The organism is Curtobacterium sp. VKM Ac-2884 (genome assembly GCF_015350945.1).
GTDB lineage: Bacteria > Actinomycetota > Actinomycetes > Actinomycetales > Microbacteriaceae > Curtobacterium.
In genome coordinates this window covers 44,904-61,921 of sequence record NZ_JADKSA010000006.1, presented here as the reverse complement: position 1 = coordinate 61,921, position 17,018 = coordinate 44,904, and the positions used below count along the sequence as shown (strand labels likewise).

General features: G+C 70.5%; 16 protein-coding genes and 2 pseudogenes. 10 read left to right on the top strand and 8 right to left on the bottom strand.

From position 1 onward, the window contains the following. Positions 1–7 precede the first annotated feature (7 nt). Positions 8–1,027, bottom strand: a pseudogene (gene ligD, locus ITJ60_RS15990) (non-homologous end-joining DNA ligase). 32 nt (positions 1,028–1,059) lie between these two features. Between ligD and ITJ60_RS15985 the strand changes: the two are divergent. From ITJ60_RS15985 to ITJ60_RS15975, 3 genes are read left to right on the top strand one after another with little or no spacing between them, the layout of a single operon-like run. Further along, positions 1,060–1,896 carry a DUF429 domain-containing protein gene (locus ITJ60_RS15985; RefSeq protein WP_194648658.1) on the top strand — a complete coding sequence of 279 codons (837 nt, stop codon included), beginning with the start codon at positions 1,060–1,062 and terminating at the stop codon, positions 1,894–1,896. Positions 1,897–1,905: 9 nt separating this feature from the next. Next, a complete protein-coding gene (locus tag ITJ60_RS15980; RefSeq protein WP_194648657.1) occupies positions 1,906–3,123 on the top strand; it encodes a glycosyltransferase in 1,218 nt (405 codons plus the stop codon). Between the two features lies 1 nt (position 3,124). Continuing rightward, on the top strand, positions 3,125–3,745 hold the full coding sequence (locus ITJ60_RS15975; protein WP_194648656.1) for a uracil-DNA glycosylase: 621 nt from the start codon (positions 3,125–3,127) through the stop codon (positions 3,743–3,745). A 21-nt stretch (positions 3,746–3,766) separates the two neighbouring features. Here ITJ60_RS15975 and ITJ60_RS15970 read toward each other — a convergent pair whose 3' ends face one another. Continuing rightward, a complete protein-coding gene (locus ITJ60_RS15970) occupies positions 3,767–4,195 on the bottom strand; it encodes a DUF6892 domain-containing protein (protein ID WP_159573685.1) in 429 nt (142 codons plus the stop codon). A 98-nt stretch (positions 4,196–4,293) separates the two neighbouring features. Between ITJ60_RS15970 and ITJ60_RS15965 the strand changes: the two genes are divergently transcribed. Both ITJ60_RS15965 and ITJ60_RS15960 read left to right on the top strand, forming a co-directional pair. Then, entirely contained in the window at positions 4,294–5,748 is a 1,455-nt protein-coding gene (locus ITJ60_RS15965) for an APC family permease (RefSeq protein WP_123292412.1), read from the top strand. 308 nt (positions 5,749–6,056) lie between these two features. After that, positions 6,057–6,677 carry a hypothetical protein gene (locus tag ITJ60_RS15960; protein ID WP_123340324.1) on the top strand — a complete coding sequence of 207 codons (621 nt, stop codon included), beginning with the start codon at positions 6,057–6,059 and terminating at the stop codon, positions 6,675–6,677. 28 nt (positions 6,678–6,705) lie between these two features. Here ITJ60_RS15960 and ITJ60_RS15955 read toward each other — a convergent pair whose 3' ends face one another. The 3 genes and pseudogenes from ITJ60_RS15955 to ITJ60_RS15945 form a co-directional block, all read right to left on the bottom strand. Further along, on the bottom strand, positions 6,706–7,143 hold the full coding sequence (locus ITJ60_RS15955; RefSeq protein ID WP_194648655.1) for a hypothetical protein: 438 nt from the start codon (positions 7,141–7,143) through the stop codon (positions 6,706–6,708). A gap of 281 nt (positions 7,144–7,424) precedes the next feature. Beyond that, positions 7,425–7,967: pseudogene (locus ITJ60_RS19015) on the bottom strand (DUF6264 family protein); the annotation flags it as partial. After that, complete coding sequence (locus ITJ60_RS15945; protein ID WP_194648654.1) at positions 7,934–8,314, bottom strand: hypothetical protein; 381 nt, start codon at positions 8,312–8,314, stop codon at positions 7,934–7,936. The pseudogene ITJ60_RS19015 and the gene ITJ60_RS15945, both read right to left, overlap by 34 nt. Before the next feature lie 76 nt (positions 8,315–8,390). Here ITJ60_RS15945 and ITJ60_RS15940 point away from each other — a divergent pair, with 76 nt between their 5' ends. Continuing rightward, positions 8,391–8,726 carry a hypothetical protein gene (locus tag ITJ60_RS15940; RefSeq protein WP_194648653.1) on the top strand — a complete coding sequence of 112 codons (336 nt, stop codon included), beginning with the start codon at positions 8,391–8,393 and terminating at the stop codon, positions 8,724–8,726. 25 nt (positions 8,727–8,751) lie between these two features. Here the strand turns inward: ITJ60_RS15940 and ITJ60_RS15935 are convergent, their stop codons facing one another. Next, entirely contained in the window at positions 8,752–9,243 is a 492-nt protein-coding gene (locus ITJ60_RS15935) for a DUF427 domain-containing protein (protein ID WP_123292406.1), read from the bottom strand. Between the two features lie 190 nt (positions 9,244–9,433). On the opposite strand from ITJ60_RS15935, the gene ITJ60_RS15930 reads away from it, so the two are divergent. The 3 genes from ITJ60_RS15930 to ITJ60_RS15920 all read left to right on the top strand — a co-directional run bounded on the left by ITJ60_RS15930 (position 9,434) and on the right by ITJ60_RS15920 (position 12,173). Then, a complete protein-coding gene (locus ITJ60_RS15930; RefSeq protein ID WP_159573690.1) occupies positions 9,434–10,855 on the top strand; it encodes an amino acid permease in 1,422 nt (473 codons plus the stop codon). Between the two features lie 433 nt (positions 10,856–11,288). After that, complete coding sequence (locus ITJ60_RS15925; RefSeq protein ID WP_194648652.1) at positions 11,289–11,960, top strand: D-alanyl-D-alanine carboxypeptidase family protein; 672 nt, start codon at positions 11,289–11,291, stop codon at positions 11,958–11,960. A 27-nt stretch (positions 11,961–11,987) separates the two neighbouring features. Continuing rightward, positions 11,988–12,173, top strand: a complete 186-nt coding sequence (locus tag ITJ60_RS15920; protein ID WP_159573692.1) for a hypothetical protein — start codon at positions 11,988–11,990, stop codon at positions 12,171–12,173. 185 nt (positions 12,174–12,358) lie between these two features. Here ITJ60_RS15920 and ITJ60_RS15915 read toward each other — a convergent pair whose 3' ends face one another. Next, complete coding sequence (locus ITJ60_RS15915) at positions 12,359–12,556, bottom strand: hypothetical protein (protein ID WP_123292404.1); 198 nt, start codon at positions 12,554–12,556, stop codon at positions 12,359–12,361. Between the two features lie 127 nt (positions 12,557–12,683). Here ITJ60_RS15915 and ITJ60_RS15910 point away from each other — a divergent pair, with 127 nt between their 5' ends. Further along, positions 12,684–16,127: an SNF2-related protein gene (locus ITJ60_RS15910; RefSeq protein WP_194648651.1), complete on the top strand. Its 3,444-nt coding sequence runs from the start codon at positions 12,684–12,686 to the stop codon at positions 16,125–16,127. Between the two features lie 50 nt (positions 16,128–16,177). Here the strand turns inward: ITJ60_RS15910 and ITJ60_RS15905 are convergent, their stop codons facing one another. Further along, the gene (locus ITJ60_RS15905) at positions 16,178–16,957 is read right to left on the bottom strand and encodes an aldo/keto reductase (protein ID WP_228510542.1); all 780 of its coding nucleotides are present in this window, start codon (positions 16,955–16,957) and stop codon (positions 16,178–16,180) included. Positions 16,958–17,018: the final 61 nt, after the last annotated feature.

Genomic DNA, 17,018 nt, shown 5'->3' with positions numbered 1-17,018 from the left:
CTCCGGGTCAGGACTTCTTCGCTCGGGACGGTTGCACGCGCGGAGGCTCGCCCGGCATCTTCGGGAAGTCCGGTGGGAACGGCAGTTCACCCTCGCCGTTGTCCAGGTCGCGCTCCCACCACGCCAGCAACGGCGCGATGCTCGCCGGCTCGTCGTGCATCGCCTGCCACGGGTCGCCGATCGTCGCCAGGCGCTCGGGGACGGTCCGGATCGTGAAGGTCGTCGGGTCCGCCGTCGGCAGCTCGTCCCACGTGATCGGCGTCGACACCGAGGCGTGCGCCAGTGCCCGCGGGCTGTAGGCACCGGCCATCGTGCGGTCGCGGTTCGCCTGGTTGAAGTCGACGAACACCCGCTGCCCTCGCTCCTCCTTCCACCACGCCGTCGTGACCCGGTCGGGCATCCGCCGTTCGAGTTCTCGGGCGGCGGCGATCACGGCGTGCCGGACGTCGAGGAACTCGTGCTCGGGGGCGATCGGGGCGAACACGTGCAGACCGCGGTTGCCGCTCGTCTTGATCCACGCCGTCAGACCCGCTTCGTCCAGGACCTTCCGGAGTTCCTGCGCCACGGGCACCGTGTCCGAGAAGTCCGTGCCGGGCTGCGGGTCGAGGTCGATGCGGAGCTGGTCCGGGTGGTCGCTGTCCTCGGCGCGCGATGCCCACGGGTGGAAGACCACGGTGTTCATCTGCGCGGCCCACACCGCGACGGCCGGCTAGTCGACCACGAGCTGCGGGTGCTTCCGGCCGCTCGGGTACGTCACCGTGACCGACCGCACGTAGTCCGGCGCACCCTTCGGCGGGTTCTTCGAGAAGAACTGCTCGCCGTCGACACCGCCGGGGAACCGCTGCAGCGAGATCGGTCGGTCGCCGTTCGCGCGGACGAAGGCGTCGCCCACCGTCACCAGGTACTCGGCGAGGTCGGCCTTGGTGATCCCGGCGTCCGGCCAGAGCACCCGGGACGGGCTGCTGATCCGGACCTCGCGGTCCCCGTCCGGACCGGGCACCCGCACCGTCGTCGCTTCGCTCGCCATGCAGCGGAAGGTACTCGGTGCACGATGGACGGGTGAGCGCGTACCTCGGAGTGGACCTGGCGTGGGGACTCGGCACCGCGAGCCGCGCGCCCAACGAGACCGGACTGGTCGCGATGGAGGCCGACGGCACGATCATCGACGCCGGATGGGCCTGCGGGGTCGACGACGTCACCGAATGGATCGCGGAACACCTCGGGCCGCGATCGCTCATCGCTGTCGACGCCTCTCTCGTGGTGACGAACCCGACGGGCATCCGCGAAGCGGAACGGCAGGTGGGGCAACGGTACGGCCGATGGAAGGTCGCGGCGAACCCGACGAACCAGGCCTCCGCGGCGAGCGCCGGCTCCCGCCTGCTCGACCGGCTCACCGCACTGGGCGTCGAGTACGTGTCCGACACGGCGTCGATGCACGCCAGGACGGGCCCGGCGGTGTTCGAGTGCTACCCGTACACGACCCTGGTCGGCGTCGAGGAGCTCGGGTACGACGTCGAGCGGCCCCGGTACAAGCGCCTGGACCTCAGGGTGCCGGCAGCCGAGGCCCGGGCACGCCGCGCCGAGGCGTTCGACGAGCTCGTCCGGCGCTTGCGCGAGGCCCCGCTCGACCCGCCGTTGCAGCTCGACTCGCATCCGCTGACTGCGGGGCTCGCCGACCCGTCGGGGCTGCACGGTCCGACGCACAAGCACCGCGAGGACCTGCTCGACGGTGCCCTGTGTGCCTGGACGGCGGCGTTCTGGGAGCGTCACGGTGACCAGCGCGTGCAGATCCTGGGAGGCGATCCGAGCCTCCCGTCCGACCCGGTGGACGAGGCGGGCCGCCAGCCGGTCGTGGTGGCGCCCGCGCGCCCGTCGCAGCGCGGCACGCGCGGCTAGGGTTGACCGGTGAGCACGACGAGCGAACCCCTGCACATCGGGCTGGTGTCGCTGCACACCTCCCCCGGAGACGAACCCGGCTCGGGCGAGGTCGGCGGCATGAACGTCGTCGTCCGGCACCAGGCCGAGGCGCTGGCCGATCGTGGCCACCACGTCGACATCATCACGCGGCGTTCGGCGCCGACGCAGCCGGACTCGGTGTCGCTCGTACCGGGTGTGTGCCTGCGGTTCCTGTCGGCGGGTCCGGCGGAGCCGGTGCCGAAGGGTGAGCACGACGCGTTCATCGAGCCGTTCCGCCACGAGCTCGAGCATCTCGGGCCGTTCGACGTCCTGCACTCGCACCACTGGTTCTCCGGTGCCGCTGCGCTGCCGGTCGCCCGTGAGCGTGGCATCCCGCACGTGCAGTCGTTCCATTCGATCGCCGCCGACCCCGAGACGCCGTTGTCCGAGGGTGAGCGACCCGAGTCCGCCGGGCGCATCACGGGCGAGCAGCAGCTGGCGCGTGAGTCGGATGCGGTCGTCGTGGTGTCCGAGGCCGAGGCGTCGACGGTCCGGACGAGGCTCGGCGGTGCCGACGCGCGGATCTGGATCGTGCCGCCCGGGGTCGACGGGTCGGTCTTCCGTCCGGCGGCTGCCGGTGCGCGCCGGGCCGCCACGCCCTACGTCGTCGCGGCGGCTCGCGTGCAGCCGTTGAAGGGGCTCGACCTGGCCATCGAGGCGATCGCGGGCATCAGCCAGGAGGCCCGTCCCGCCTTGATCATCGCCGGGGACGCTTCGAGCGAGGCGGGTGACTACGTGGACGAACTGCGTCGGCTCGCCGCCGCGCGGGGCATCGCCGACCGCGTCACCTTCATCGGGCCGCAGTCGCGTGCCGACCTGGCGTTCCTGTTCCGTGGCGCGGCAGCCGTGCTCGTGCCGTCGCACTCCGAGACGTACGGCCTCGTGGCGCTGGAGGGCTCGGCGTCCGGGGTGCCGGTCGTGGCCGCGGCTGCCGGGGGGCTGCGTGAGGCCGTGGTCGACGGTGAGACGGGTGTCGTGCTGGAGTCCCGTGAGCCGTCGGTGTGGGCTGCCGAGATCGAGCGGATCCTGACGGACTCCGGGTACGCGGCCGCGCTGTCCTCGGCCGGGCGGGAGCACGCGGAGCGTCTGAGCTGGGAACGATCGGCTTCGGGGCTCGAGGACGTGTACCGCCGGGTGCTCGGCCGCGGGTCGCGGGTCGGATCGTGAGATGACGGCGTTCGACGCGTTCTGGGCAGCGCTCGACGCCGTGCCCGTGGAGGCGGACGCCGAGGCACTGTACGACCTCGGTTCGGCCGAGGGGCGGCTGCGGCGATCGAACCTGCAGCGGTACCTGGAGGAGTTGGGGCCGGCGGCGGACACCCTGCTCGTGGCCGAGGCACCCGGGTGGCGCGGCATGACGAACACCGGCATCCCGTTCACGAGCATGCGCGAGCTCGGGACGGACCGCTTCGGCGACGACTACCTGGTGCCGCCGGAGCCGACCGCCCCGTGGGAGGCCTCGTCGCGCGTGGTGCAGGCGGCGCTGTCCGACTGGGCCGGGCCGCTCCCCGTGGCGTGGGCGATCTTCCCGCACCACCCGTTCGTCGCGCCGGACCGGTTGACGAACCGCACACCCCGTCCGGCCGAGGTGCGGTCGGGAGCACCCGTGGCCCTCGCACTGCTCGATGCCCTCGGTGGCGTCGACCGGGTCCGGGTGGTCGCGGTGGGGCGGAAGGCCCAGGGTGCGCTCGCGTTGGCCGGCATCGAGGCGATCGCCGTCCGGCACCCTGCGCAGGGTGGCGCGAAGCAGTTCACCGAGCAGCTGCGAGCGTTGGACCGCTCGCTGTAGTTCCCTGCGCCGGTCCCTCCGTCAGGCTGAGCGGACCTCGACGCCCTTCGCGGCCAGGGCCTCGGCGACGTGGGCGGGCAGCGGCGCAGCTGCGTACACGGTGCGGAGTGCCGGCAGGTCGAGGACGTCGTCCCAGTTCTGCGGGTCGAAGCGGTCGTCGGAGCCCTCCCACCCGGGGTGCACGTCCTGGAGCACCTCGAGCTCGGTGTCGACGGTGAGCTCCGTGACGAGCGACAGGTGCGACGGCAGGAGTTCCAGGTCGTCGTAGTACTCACGGGCCCGGTCGTCCTGGCCGTCGACGTCGAGGTCCTCGTCCGTCTCGTCGGCCGTTTCCGGGTCGTAGGGGTCGAGGACGTCGAGGTCGTAGCAGAGGACGTCGAGCACCAGCAGCTTCGCGTTGAAGTCGGCGAACTCGACGGGCTCTTCGGTGGTGTTCGACTCGTGGTCCATGGCCCGGAGAGTATCCGTCGCCGAGCGACCGTGTTGCGATCGCGAGAAACCTTCCTGTGGGACTAGACAGCAAGGCGTCTCGCGCGCAAGGGTGACGCATGGCCACCACCAAGACGGACCGACCACAGCAGGAGCAGCCCGAGCTCCGCAGGGTCATCGGTCCCAAGCTCCTGCTGCTGTTCATCGTCGGCGACATCCTGGGAACGGGTGTCTACGCGCTCACCGGTCAGGTCGCGGCAGAGGTCGGAGGAGCAGCGTGGCTCCCCTTCCTCATCGCCTTCGCGGTCGCCCTGCTGACGGCGTTCTCGTACCTGGAGCTCGTGACGAAGTACCCGCAGACCGCGGGCGCTGCGCTCTACGTGCACAAGGCGTTCGGCGTCCACTTCATCACCTTCATCGTGACCTTCATCGTGATGTGTTCCGGCATCACCTCGGCGTCGACGGCGTCGCGGGCGTTCGCCGCCAACCTCGGCGTCGGGTTCGGCCTCGAGTTGCCGAACGCCGTCGTGATGCTCATCGCCATGGGCTTCATGCTCGCGGTGATGGCGATCAACTTCCGCGGTGTCAGTGAGAGCGTGAAGACGAACGTCGTCCTCACCCTGGTCGAGCTGTCCGGTCTCGTCATGGTGATCCTGATCGGCTTCTGGGCGATCGCGGGCGGCAACGCGGACTTCTCGCGGGTCGTGATGTTCGAGACCCCGGAGGACAAGACCCTGCTCATGTCGATCTCCACGGCGACGTCGCTGGCGTTCTTCGCGATGGTCGGCTTCGAGGACTCGGTGAACATGGCCGAGGAGACCAAGGACCCCTCGCGCATCTTCCCGAAGGTGATGCTCACCGGCCTCGGCATCACGGCCGTGATCTACACGCTCGTGTCGATCTGCGCCGTGGCCGTCGTGCCGATCGGTGAACTCGCCGGCAACGAGACCCCGCTCGTGACCGTCGTGCAGACCGCCGCACCGGACTTCCCGATCGCCGACCTGCTGCCGTTCATCTCGATGTTCGCCGTGGCCAACACCGCCCTGATCAACATGATGATGGCGTCGCGACTGCTGTACGGCATGAGCAAGCAGGGCGTGCTGCCGGGCTTCCTGGCCCGCATCTCCCCCGCCCGTCGCACCCCGTCGAACGCGATCGTCTTCACCACCGCGATCTCCCTGCTGCTCATCGGTTGGGTCTCGCTCGACCCGGACTCCCCGATCGTGGTGGTCCTCGGTGGCACAACCTCGCTCCTGCTGCTCACGGTGTTCGCCGTCGTGAACCTGACGGTGCTCGTGCTCCGCCGCGACAAGGTCGACCACAAGCACTTCCGAGCCGGCGTGATCATCCCCGTCATCGGCATCATCACCTGCCTGTGGCTCGTGCTGCCGTTCTCGTCCGGCCGTGACCCGCAGCAGTACCAGATCGCCGGTGCACTGCTGGCCCTGGGTGTGCTGCTGTGGATCCTGACCTGGTTCACGCACGGTCGCAAGCAGCCCGAGAAGGCCCCGACCGGCCTGGTCACCGAACCGACGAAGGTGCAGCACCCGCCGCACGACCACCGCGACGTCTGATGGACGCGACCGCCGTCATCTGGACGATCGTCATCGCCGCCATCGCGCTCGCCTCCCTGTCCGCCGGCGGATGGGGTCGGAGCAGGTCGCGCCGCCGCCGACGCTGACACCGACGCCGCTGACGCCGCTGACGCCGGGATGACCCTCACGTCGCCGTTGACGGTCCTGGTGCCCGAACCCCGTGTTCGGAGCACCAGGACCGTCAGTTCGTCACGGCGGCCCCCGATCGGGCGGGTGCGGTTCCCAGGCGGCGCCCGTACGCTCGTCGTGCTCCGCCTGCCCCGCCCCGTCCGTCGAGAGGTCCCGTCATGCGCCGTGTCGGCATCACACTCGCGTCGGTGTTCGGCGCCGGCATCGTGGTCGTCGGGATCGGGGTGGTGGTGCTCGTCGTGATCGCGGTCAACTCGATCGCCGGCATCGCGAAGTCCAGCGCCGCCGACGCCACCCCCACGTGCCCGAAGGTCGCCTCGAAGACCGTCGGCGGCATGGTCGTCCCCGCCGGCCCCATCGCGGGCTTCTGCCAGGACCGCCTGGTGAACGCCGCGTCGGTGATCCAGGCCGCGAAGGCAGTCGGCATCGGGCCGCACACCCAGGCCGTCGGGGTCATGACGGCGATCGGCGAGTCGAGCCTGGTGAACCTGGACCACGGCGACGCCGCGGGACCGGACAGCCGCGGCCTGTTCCAGCAGCGCGACAACGGCGCCTGGGGCACGTACGAGCAGCGGATGGACCCGTACACGGCGGCGTCGATGTTCTACGCGAAGCTCGTCAAGGTCCCCGGCTGGAAGACGATGACGCCGACGCAGATGGCGCACGCGGTGCAGATCAACTCGGACCCCGAGCACTACGCGAAGTCCTGGCCCGCGGCGAAGGCCGTCGTCGAGGGGCTGACGGGCGAGACCGTGCCGGACACCGCCCCGCAGGGCTGACCGTTCACGAGACCGCCGGGCCCGACGGTCACGCGACGTCCTGGTCCTGGTCGTGCTCGTCGAGTTCGACCATCGCGGCACCGCCGTCGTGGACGACGACCTGCGCGCGCAGCCGGATCGCGTGCTCGTCGAGGGCGCAGGCGCACGCGTCGACCCACTCCCAGTCGACCGGGTGCACCCGGTCGACACCGGGCCGCTCCCACGCGAGGACGACGTCGACCGCGCCGAGCTGCCCGACGATCTCGGAGATCAACGACGCGAAGTCGCTGACGTGCTCGTCCGGTTGGTAGGGCAGGTCCGCGATGGGCAGCAGGAACGGGATCGACATCCCGAGCTCGTCGAGGAACACCACCCAGCACTGCCGGCGCACCGGGCGGTCGACCAGGGCGGCGACGAGTTGGACGACGTCGTCGTCGGTACGGACAGGGGTTCGGATCAGGCGGTCGAGGGTGTCGGTGTCAGGCATGACTCCAGCGTCGCGAACCCGGCCCGCACACTGACGGCCACCGTGCGCATCTGTGGACAACCTCGCCGCCGCAGCCACCTGTGGAGGACAGCTTGAGGCCGCGAGCCGTCCGACTGCGGCGATCCCGACGCTCCCGCGGTCGCTGGACGGGCCTCCAGTCCGAACCCGACCGGCTCGGCGAGGTTCCACGACATGCCGCACGCTGATCGCCGAGGTTCCAGATCTCGACGAACAGGGCGCCGACATGCCGAGATTTCGGAACCTCGGGACGGCGGCGCCCCTCAGATGCCGTGCGTCACCGAGCTCTCGATGAGGAGCAGCGCCGCGAAGAACACCGCGACGACGGCGGCCATCCCGACGAGCACGACCGGCCACGCCAGCCGACGCCGAACCAGCCGCAGGATGCACACCACGATCGAGGCGACGAGTACCAGTGCGATCAGGATCGGCCCGACCGTCACGACCGAGTCACCGAGCCCCGCGTTGCAGGTGTTCCCCGGGGCAGCGCACGACACGAACGCCAACGACATGAGCTTGATGCCCCACCCCGCTGCCAACGCTTCGAGCGTCAGCACGACGAGCAGGGCGATGGAGGCGACCACGTCCGCGACGCGGCGGCGGCCTGCCAGGGGGTGGCGGGCCTCCCGTCCGAACCGTGCCGGAGCCGACCCGAGCGGATCGAGACGCGCCCCCGGAACCGACTCCGGACCCGAGCCGGGCACCGACTCCGGACCCGACCGAGGCGCCGAACCGGCGTCAGCCGGACCGGACGACCGGGCGGGCCCGTCCATCAGGACCGCCGGCCGCGCGTGGACCAGAGGGCCGCGGCGATGAGCAGCGGCTGCCCGAACAGGCGCGCGACGCGCTTCTCGTCGGTGTCCAGGCCGAACGCGTCGCGGCGGTTGACCCACTGCGACAGGTTGCCCGGGAAGATCACCGTGAAGAACAGTGCAGCGGCTGAGCCGACGAAGCGTCGGGCCGGCTTCGGTGCGAGCACGAGCGCCGAGCCGAGGGTGATCTCGGCGACACCGGAGGCCAGCACGGTCGTGTCCTCGGAGAGCGGCACGAACTCCGGGACCTGGGCCGTGAACTCCTTGCGCGCGAAGGTGAGGTGACTCGTGCCGGCGAACACGAGCGCCAGGCCGAGCAGGACGCGGAGGAAGGAACGCATGCCTCCATCGTGCCTGCTCCCGGGCAACGGTGCTCGCACGTGTACGGAACCCGACCGGCTCGGTACATTCAGACGTATGGGAGCACCCTCTCGGGACCACGAACCGCCAGCAGCCCCAGCGACGTGCGCCGTGCTGCTCGGCCCGGTCGCGTTCTACCTCGGCATCATCGTGCCGGCGCAGGGCACGGTCCGGCACGTCCTGCTCGGTGCTGCGTTCGGCATCGTCTGCGTGCTGAGCGGCTGGCGCGCGATCGTCATCGCCGGTCGCCGTCGCCGGGCGGTGCAGGTCTGGGCGTGGATCGGCATCGTCATCGGCGCGGCCGGGCTGGTCATGATCCTCTGGCAGCTGCTCGTCATCGCGACCGCCGGGGCGTTCCCACCGCCGTTCTGGTCGCCCTACGCGAACCGCTGACGCGGGTCACCGGCCGAGCGACGGCTCACCAGCCGAGCGTGCCGGGCGCGCCCTTGAACGGTCCGACGACGTCCGACGTGATCCAGCCGCCGTAGAAGTCACCGTCCTGCGACTGCACGACCTCGCCGCCGACCTCGCACGAGTCCATCGCCGACGGGTAGATCGCGACGCGGTCCCGGAGCGACTCGTAGCCCGGCTCGGGGGTCGGGTAGTTCCACGCGGCGCGGCTCGCGACGGTGCCGTCCCCGCCGACCACGTCGAAGTACCGCGCCCGGCCCTTGAACTCGCACATGCTCGACCCCTGGGCGGGGCGGAGGTCGAGGTCGGCCATCGGCAGGTAGTACACCGGCGGGTGCGACGTCTCGAGGACCCGCACGGCATCGGTCGTGTCGGCCACGACGGTGCCGCCGAACCGGACGACGACGCGGGCGGTGACGGGCTCGACGGCGGGCGGGCGGGGGTAGTCCCAGACCGATTCCTGTCCGGGACCGGGTTCGATCCGTGTGGGATGGCGCATGGGATCGTGTCTACGCCGTGCGGCTGCGGTCGGGCTCGGCGGGGCCGGCACGAGTCTCGGCCGGGCGGGCCCGAGTCTCGGGCTGGGCGACACTTCACGGGCCCGGCGGCGCGGGAACTGTCGCTCAGCCCGACACTCGGCGCGGCCCGCCGCCCGCGCACGAGACCGCCGCAAGGTGCACCATGGGCGGGTGACGACGACGACACGCACGCTCTTCCGACGGAAGCCCATCGAGACGATCGATGACGACACCGGAGCCGAGGGTGGCCTGAAACGGCACCTCGGCCTCTGGCAGCTCACCGCGATCGGCATCGGCGGCATCATCGGCGCGGGGATCTTCACCCTCGCCGGCACCGTGGCGAACGGCGTCGCCGGTCCCGCGGTCCTCATCAGCTTCCTGGTCGCCGGCGTCGCGAGTGCTGCCGCAGCGCTCTCGTACGCCGAGTTCGCCGGCCTCATCCCGAAGGCCGGCAGCGCGTACACGTACGGCTACGCGGTCCTCGGCGAGATCGTCGGGTGGTTCATCGGGTGGGATCTGCTGCTCGAGTACACCGCGATCGTGGCGGTGGTCGCGATCGGCATCTCCGGCTACGTCGGGTTCCTGGTCGGCCAGTTCGGCATCGACCTGCCCGCGTGGATGCTCGGCGCGCCCGGCACCGGCGACGGACACGTGATCGACGTCTTCGCGATCATCCTGTGCCTGGTCACCGCGTTCGTGCTCACCCGCGGCATCCGCAGCGCCGCCCGGTTCGAGTTCGTCGCCGTCGGCATCAAGGTCGCGCTCGTCGTGCTCATCGTCGTGCTCGGCGTGTTCCACATCAACAGCGCGAACTACTCCCCGTACTTCCCGTTCGGCTTCGGCGGTGTGATGACCGGTGCCGCGACGGTGTTCTTCGCGGTGTTCGGGTACGACGCCATGTCCACCGCGGCCGAGGAGTCCGTCGACGCCCGCAAGCACATGCCGAAGGCGATCCTGCTGTCCCTCGGCATCTCGATGGTCCTGTACGTGCTGGCGACGCTGGTGCTGACCGGGATGCAGAAGTACACCGACATCGACCCGGCCTCGGGCTTCTCGTCGGCGTTCGCATCGGTCGGCCTCGGTGGTGTCGCGAACGTCATCGCGATCGGCGCCATCGTCGGCATCGTCACGGTGCTCGTCACGTTCATGCTCGGCGCCAGCCGCGTCTGGTTCTCGATGAGCCGCGACGGCCTGATGCCGAAGTGGTTCTCGAAGACCGACCCGAAGCGCCACGTCCCGACCCGCGTCACGTGGATCCTCGGCATCGCGTCGGCGATCCTGGCGGGCGTCCTGCCCATCGGTGTCGTCGCCGAGCTCACGAACATCGGGATCCTGCTCGCGTTCGTGGTGGTCTGTTCCGCGGTGATCGTGCTCCGTTACCGCCAGCCCGACCTCGACCGTCAGTTCCGGTTGCCGTTCATGCCCGTCATCCCGATCATCGGCGTCATCGCGTCGCTGTGGCTCGTGACGTTCCTGCAGTGGGAGACGTGGGTGCGGTTCGCGGTGTGGTTCGCGATCGGACTGGGCGTGTACTTCGGCTACTCGCGGAAGCACAGCAAGCTGGCGGCAACCGAGGCGCCTCAGACCCCGTAGACCGCAGATCGTCCGCAGAATCGGCGGTCGAGCTCAGCAGGCGGACGCGGCAGGGCGGTGGAACTCCTTGACGTCCTTCGCCTCGAGCGGGGTGACGATGTGGGTTACCGACGACTCAGCCGCGTCGAGTATTGCGCGCAAGCCTGACAGGAATGCACCTCGGCGCCACCCCCTGAACGCGGGGTAGTGCAGTCGTTCTGCCCTCTGAGAGGGTTCATGCAGCTGATCAATGCCGACAGCTCGTGATCAAATGACTAGGGGAATGATGACGGAAAGAAATGGGGCGTTGACGCAGCCAAGTCGGCGCCAGATGCTGGGTTTCGCGGGAGCTGCGGTTGCTTCCGCCGCTCTCGGTTCGGACCTGCTGCGTGGGACAGCCGCCTCGGCGTCGTCTTCCACGGCGGCGTATCCCGAGGCATCAGCGTCCGGGCAGATGTCCGTTCTGGCGACCGGCTGGGGCGGCTACTCCAACGGTCAGATCCCGCTCGATGCGCTGACCATCGTCGACTACCCGGGGGTGGTGGCGAACAGCTTCCCGGGCTCGCTGGCGAAGGTCTACATGAGGCCCGATGCGGCCCGAGACCTGCTGTCGTGGCTCAAGGCGTTCCGGTCGCACTTCGGTGCCTACCTCCGCGTCAACGAGGGGTACCGCAGCCTCGCGGGCCAGCAGTACTGGTGGGACTACTGGGGTCACAACCCCGATCTCGGTGCCGAGCCGGGCACCTCGAACCATGGTTGGGGAGCCGCGGTCGACTTCCTGCAGGCCGACATGACCTCCGCAAACCTCGCGTGGCTGCGGTCGACCTGCGCGACCTACGGTTTCGCGGTCTACGGGAACGAGAACTGGCACTTCAACTACACAAGGGCTTACTCCGCGGTCGAACCGACCAGTCCAGAGGTCGAAGCCGACGACGACGGACTTGTCGTGATCGCCGCGCCGGACCGCACCACCGCGGTGATCGGTCCCGGTTACTACCGGACGCTGGCGACCGACGAGTTCGTCTCCGCCGCAACGGTGCTGCTCGGCCCCGCGCACAAGGGTACGACCAGGCAGTACGACGTGTGGAAAGCCGTCGCCCTGCAGGGGCAAAGCGTTCGCTTCTAACAGCTCAACTCTGACGAAAGGCACATCATGAAGATCATCCAGGGTGAAACGCGTGGCAGCGCAATCATCGGTCCGGGCTACTTCCGCTCGCTGAACAGCGAGCAGTTCCAGGCTGCACTCGCGCTCTACGGGTCGGTCACGAAGGGCAACGACCGCACGTTCGACTTGTGGAAGGCGATTGCTCTCCAGGGGCAGGTCACACCCTCCTCCTGAGGCACGCTCCGAACCGGAAGCACGAACGCCCCCACCCTCGCAGGGTGGGGGCGTTTCCGTCGTGGCGCTACTGCCCGTCGGGAATGAAGGAACTCGGCCAGATCGTCCGGAGGTCAACGGAGTTCGTCACGGAGCTGGCCGCGGCCGACCCCACGAACACGACGAAGCCGTAGCGAACCGACGCCCTAGCGTCCGCTCCAGCGCACCCAGCCTTGCACCTGCGCCGCAGCGCTCTCGAGCGACGAGTGCGCCCCGTTGATCGAGTGGTCCGGCGAGTCCACCGTGAACTGGTCCGTCCGGGTGACGTCGCAGACGACCTCGGAGCCGAGCCACACGTTCCAGTGGTCTGCAGAATCGTGCACCCACCGCAAGCGGTCCGGCATGAGCGTGTCCAATCGAGTGGAGAGCGGCGAGCAGTCGTCGCCCGTCCACCCAGACGGTAGCCCTGCTCGATGTGTGCCGTTCGGGTCGGCGGCTCCGCGCGTCGGTGGCAGCTGGCACGATTGACCCGTGCCAGCAGCCCCGATGATCGACGCCGTCGACGTCATCCGTTTCGTCGGGCCGCAGACCTTCGGTCGCGCACGCGACGTCGTGCGCGCCGGTCTGGTCGACGATGCCGTCTGGAACGCCGACGACGGCACCGTCACGGCGACCGTCTCGGGCACCGCCGACGACCCCTACGAGTGCCGCATCGACATGACCGTGGCCCGCGGCGACTTCATCCGCCCGGTCCGCAGCTCGTGCAGCTGTCCCCTCGGCGGCGACTGCAAACACGTCGCCGCTGCACTGCTCACCATCAACGCGCGCGCCCTGGCCGCCAACGCCGGCCCGCGTCCGGAAGCGCCGGCTCCGCCGCCCTCGGACTGGAGGCACGACCTCGCCCGCCTCGCCGGTGACGACGAGCAGGCGGTCGCCCCGCAGGGCACCCGGATGGGTCTGCAGTTCGAGTTGCGTGACGCGGTCCCCGCAGCACTTGCGGCCCGCGCCCGGGCCGCCGGCCGCGCCCTACCGGCGCCGTCTCGCACGGTCCGGCTCGGGGTCCGACCGGTGACCCGCAGCGACGCCGGCAACTGGGTGCGCGGGCAGCTCACCTGGGGCACGCTCCCCTACTCGCAGAACCGCCTGGGCCTCGGCGCCGAGCAGCACGGGTGGTTCATGCAGCTCGCGGCCCTGCACCGTGCCGGCCAGCTGGCGGGGTTGCCCGGCGAGAGCGACTGGCTGCACCTCGACGACTTCCGCAGCCCGCTGCTCTGGCCGTTGCTCCGGCAGGCGTCGGGGCTCGACATCGCCTTCGTGACCGGCAAGCGCGAGGGCGGGGTGGTCCTCGGCGAGCAGGCCCAGGTGCTGCTCGATGTCTCTCGGCCCGGTGTCGCCCGGCACGACGACGCCGTGGTGATCGGCGCGAGCGCGGTGCTCGACGGCCGCCCGGTGGTCCCCGGTGCCGCGCGGATGGTCGGCGACCACGGCGTGTACGTGTTCCGCGAGAGCCCGGAGTTCACCGTCGGGCTCGCACCGACCCCGGCCCCGGTGCCCGACGACCAACGGCGCATGCTCCTCGAGGGCACCCGCATCACGGTGCCGACGGCCGAGGTCGACGAGTTCCTGGCCGACTGGTCGCCCCGGCTGCGCGGTGCCCTCGGGCTCGTCAGCTCCGACGGGTCGGTGGAGCTACCGGAGCGCACCCCGCCCGAACTCGTGCTGACGGCGACGTTCGAGCCGGCCCGGGCGCCCCGCACCGACGACCGGGTGCACCTGCACTGGCGCTGGCACGTCGACGGGCGCAAGGACCCGGTGTCGCTGCACGGCCCGCTCCCCGACCTGACGGGACTCCGCGCCGCGGACGATCCCGCCAGCACCGACGTTCCAGCCAGCACCGACGACCCGGCCAGCACCGACGTGCCCGCGGCCCTGGAACCGGCCACGTCGACGGCGCGAGCCGACGACGCGACGTCTGGCGAGCCTCCCGTCCGCCCTGCCGGACCCGGTGGCGGACTGGACTGGTTCCAGGACGGCACCATCGACGGGGCCGACGTCGCGGTGTTCGCGAACGAGTTCCTGCCCGAGTTGCCGGCGCTCGGCGTCCGGACCGTCGTGCAGGGCGAGCGCCTCGACTACGAACGGTTGAGCGGGCGGCCGCACATCCGCGTCACGACGATGCCGTCGGACAAGCACGACTGGTTCGACCTCGGCATCATCGTGAGCGTGAACGGCAAGCAGATCCCGTTCACCCCGCTGCTCACGGCGCTGGCCGGTCGGCAGCGGCGGCTCAAGCTCGTCGACAACTCGTACCTGTCGCTCGCCGACCCCGCGTTCGACCGGCTCAAGGAACTCATCGACGAGGCCCGCGACCTCGACGAGTGGGAGCCCGACCAGCCGATCCAGGTGACGCCGCTGCAGGCCGGGCTGTGGACCGAGTTCGACCTGCTCGCCGACGAGACCTCGCACGACGAGCGCTGGCAGGCGATCACCGCGGGGCTGATGGGGGCGACTCCCCCGGGTGACGTCCCGGTGCCGGACACCGTGCACGCCGAGCTGCGGCCGTACCAGCACGCCGGGTACGCCTGGCTGTCGTTCCTGGCGGCACACGGCATCGGCGGGGTGCTCGCCGACGACATGGGCCTCGGCAAGACCCTGCAGGTGCTCGCGATGGTCGCCGCGCGCCGTGCCGCCGAGCCCGACGGGGCGCCGTTCCTGGTCGTCGCGCCGACCTCGGTCGTCGGCAACTGGGTGGCCGAGGCGGCGAAGTTCACGCCGTCACTGCGGGTGGCGGCCGTCACCTCGACGTCGCTGAAGGACCCCGGTCTCGTCGCCCGCACGGCCTCGCAGGCCGACGTCGTCGTCACCTCGTACGCGCTGCTCCGGCTCGACTCGCAGGCATGGACCGACCTGCCGTGGTCGGCGCTCGTGCTCGATGAGGCGCAGTTCGTGAAGAACCCGCAGTCGCAGACCCACCGTGTGGCATCCGAGCTGCAGGCACCCGTGAAGTTCGCGATCACCGGCACCCCGCTCGAGAACGGGCTGACCGACCTGTGGGCGCTGTTCCACATCGTCGCGCCCGGGCTGCTGTCCACCTGGACCCGGTTCGGCGACGACTACGTGAAGCCGCTCGCCTCCCCCGAGCTCCGGGGCGATGCCCGCCAGCAGCTCACCGCGAAGCTCCGGCGGCGGATCCGGCCGCTCATGCTCCGCCGGACGAAGCAGGCCGTCGCCGCCGACCTGCCGCCGAAGCAGGAACAGGTCGTCCGGGTCACGCTCGACCCAGCGCACCGCGAGCTGTACGAGCGCACGCTCAACCGCGAGCGACTGAAGGTCCTCGACCTGATCGACGACCTGTCGAAGAACCGGATGATCGTGTTCAGGTCGCTGACGCTGCTGCGGATGCTCGCGCTGTCGCCGGCGCTCGTGTCGAACGGGTCGGACTCGCCCCTGTCGCCGTCGACGCCGATCCCCTCCGCCAAGCTCGACCTGCTGCTCGACGAACTCGAACAGCTCGCAGCGGAAGGTCGACGCGCCCTGGTGTTCAGCCAGTTCACGTCGTTCCTGCGGATGGTGTCCGATGCCCTCGACGAACGGGGCGTCGGCTACGAGTACCTCGACGGCTCGACCCGCAAACGCCCACAGGTCATCGAGCGCTTCCGGCAGGGCACCGCGCCCGCGTTCCTCATCTCGCTGAAGGCCGGCGGCTTCGGGCTCACCCTGACCGAGGCGGACACCGTGTTCGTGCTCGACCCCTGGTGGAACCCCGCCGCCGAGTCCCAGGCCGTCGACCGGACCCACCGCATCGGGCAGACCCGGTCGGTGAGCGTGCAGCGCTTCATCGCCGAGGACACCATCGAGGAGAAGGTCCTGGCCCTCGCCGCGCGCAAGGCCGAGCTGTTCGCCACGATGATCGACGACGACGCCCTGTTCGCCGACGATCTGACCGCCGACGACATCCGCTCGCTGCTCGCCTGACGCGCGGGGCGTAGTGCGCGGTTGCGCGTCAGGCGAGCGTGGGCGAGCGGTCAGCGGGCGAGCGCGTCAATCGCCGCGACCTCGTCCGCCGACAGCTCGATGCGGGCACCGGCAGCGTTCGACCGGATGCGCTCCGGGTTCGACGACTTCGGGATGACGACGAAGCCGTGCGCGACGTGCCAGGCGACGATGACCTGGGCGCTGTCGGCGTCGTGCTCGCCCGCGACGTCGAGCAGCGTCGGGTCCTGCAGGTTGCTCGCCTTGAAGGGGCTGTAGCCCTCGAGCACGACCCCGCGCTCGGCCAACCCGTCCGCGATCGTCTGGTCGTACTCGACCGGGCTCCACTTGATCTGGTTCACGGCCGGGGCGGTGCCGGTCGCGGTGACGAGCTCGTCGATCTGGTCGAGCGAGTAGTTGCTCACACCGACGGCTCGGGTCAGTCCGTCGGCCTGTGCCTGGACGACCTGCTCCCACACGTCCGGGCGGGCCTCGCCGTTCGGCGGCCAGTGCACGAGCCAGAGGTCCAGGTGGTCGAGGCCGAGCTGGTCGAGGCTCTCCTCGATCGTCTCGCGCACCCGGTCGGCGTTGTCCGGCGGCAACTTCGTCGTCACGAACACGTCGTCGCGGGCGAGGCCGGACTCGGCGAGGGCCTTGCCGACGCCGCGCTGGTTGCTGTAGCCGGTGGCGGTGTCGATGTGGCGGTACCCGGCCGCCAGTGCTTCGCCGACGGCGGCGGGGGCTTCGCCGTCGGGGATCTGCCAGGTGCCGAAGCCCAGGAGCGGCATCGACCCACCGGTGACGGACACGGACGGATTCGCGTAATCGGTCATGCGGACCTGTCTACGCCGTGGTCGTTCGGCCGTTCGGAGCGTGGCGGTCCGCAGCCGTGTC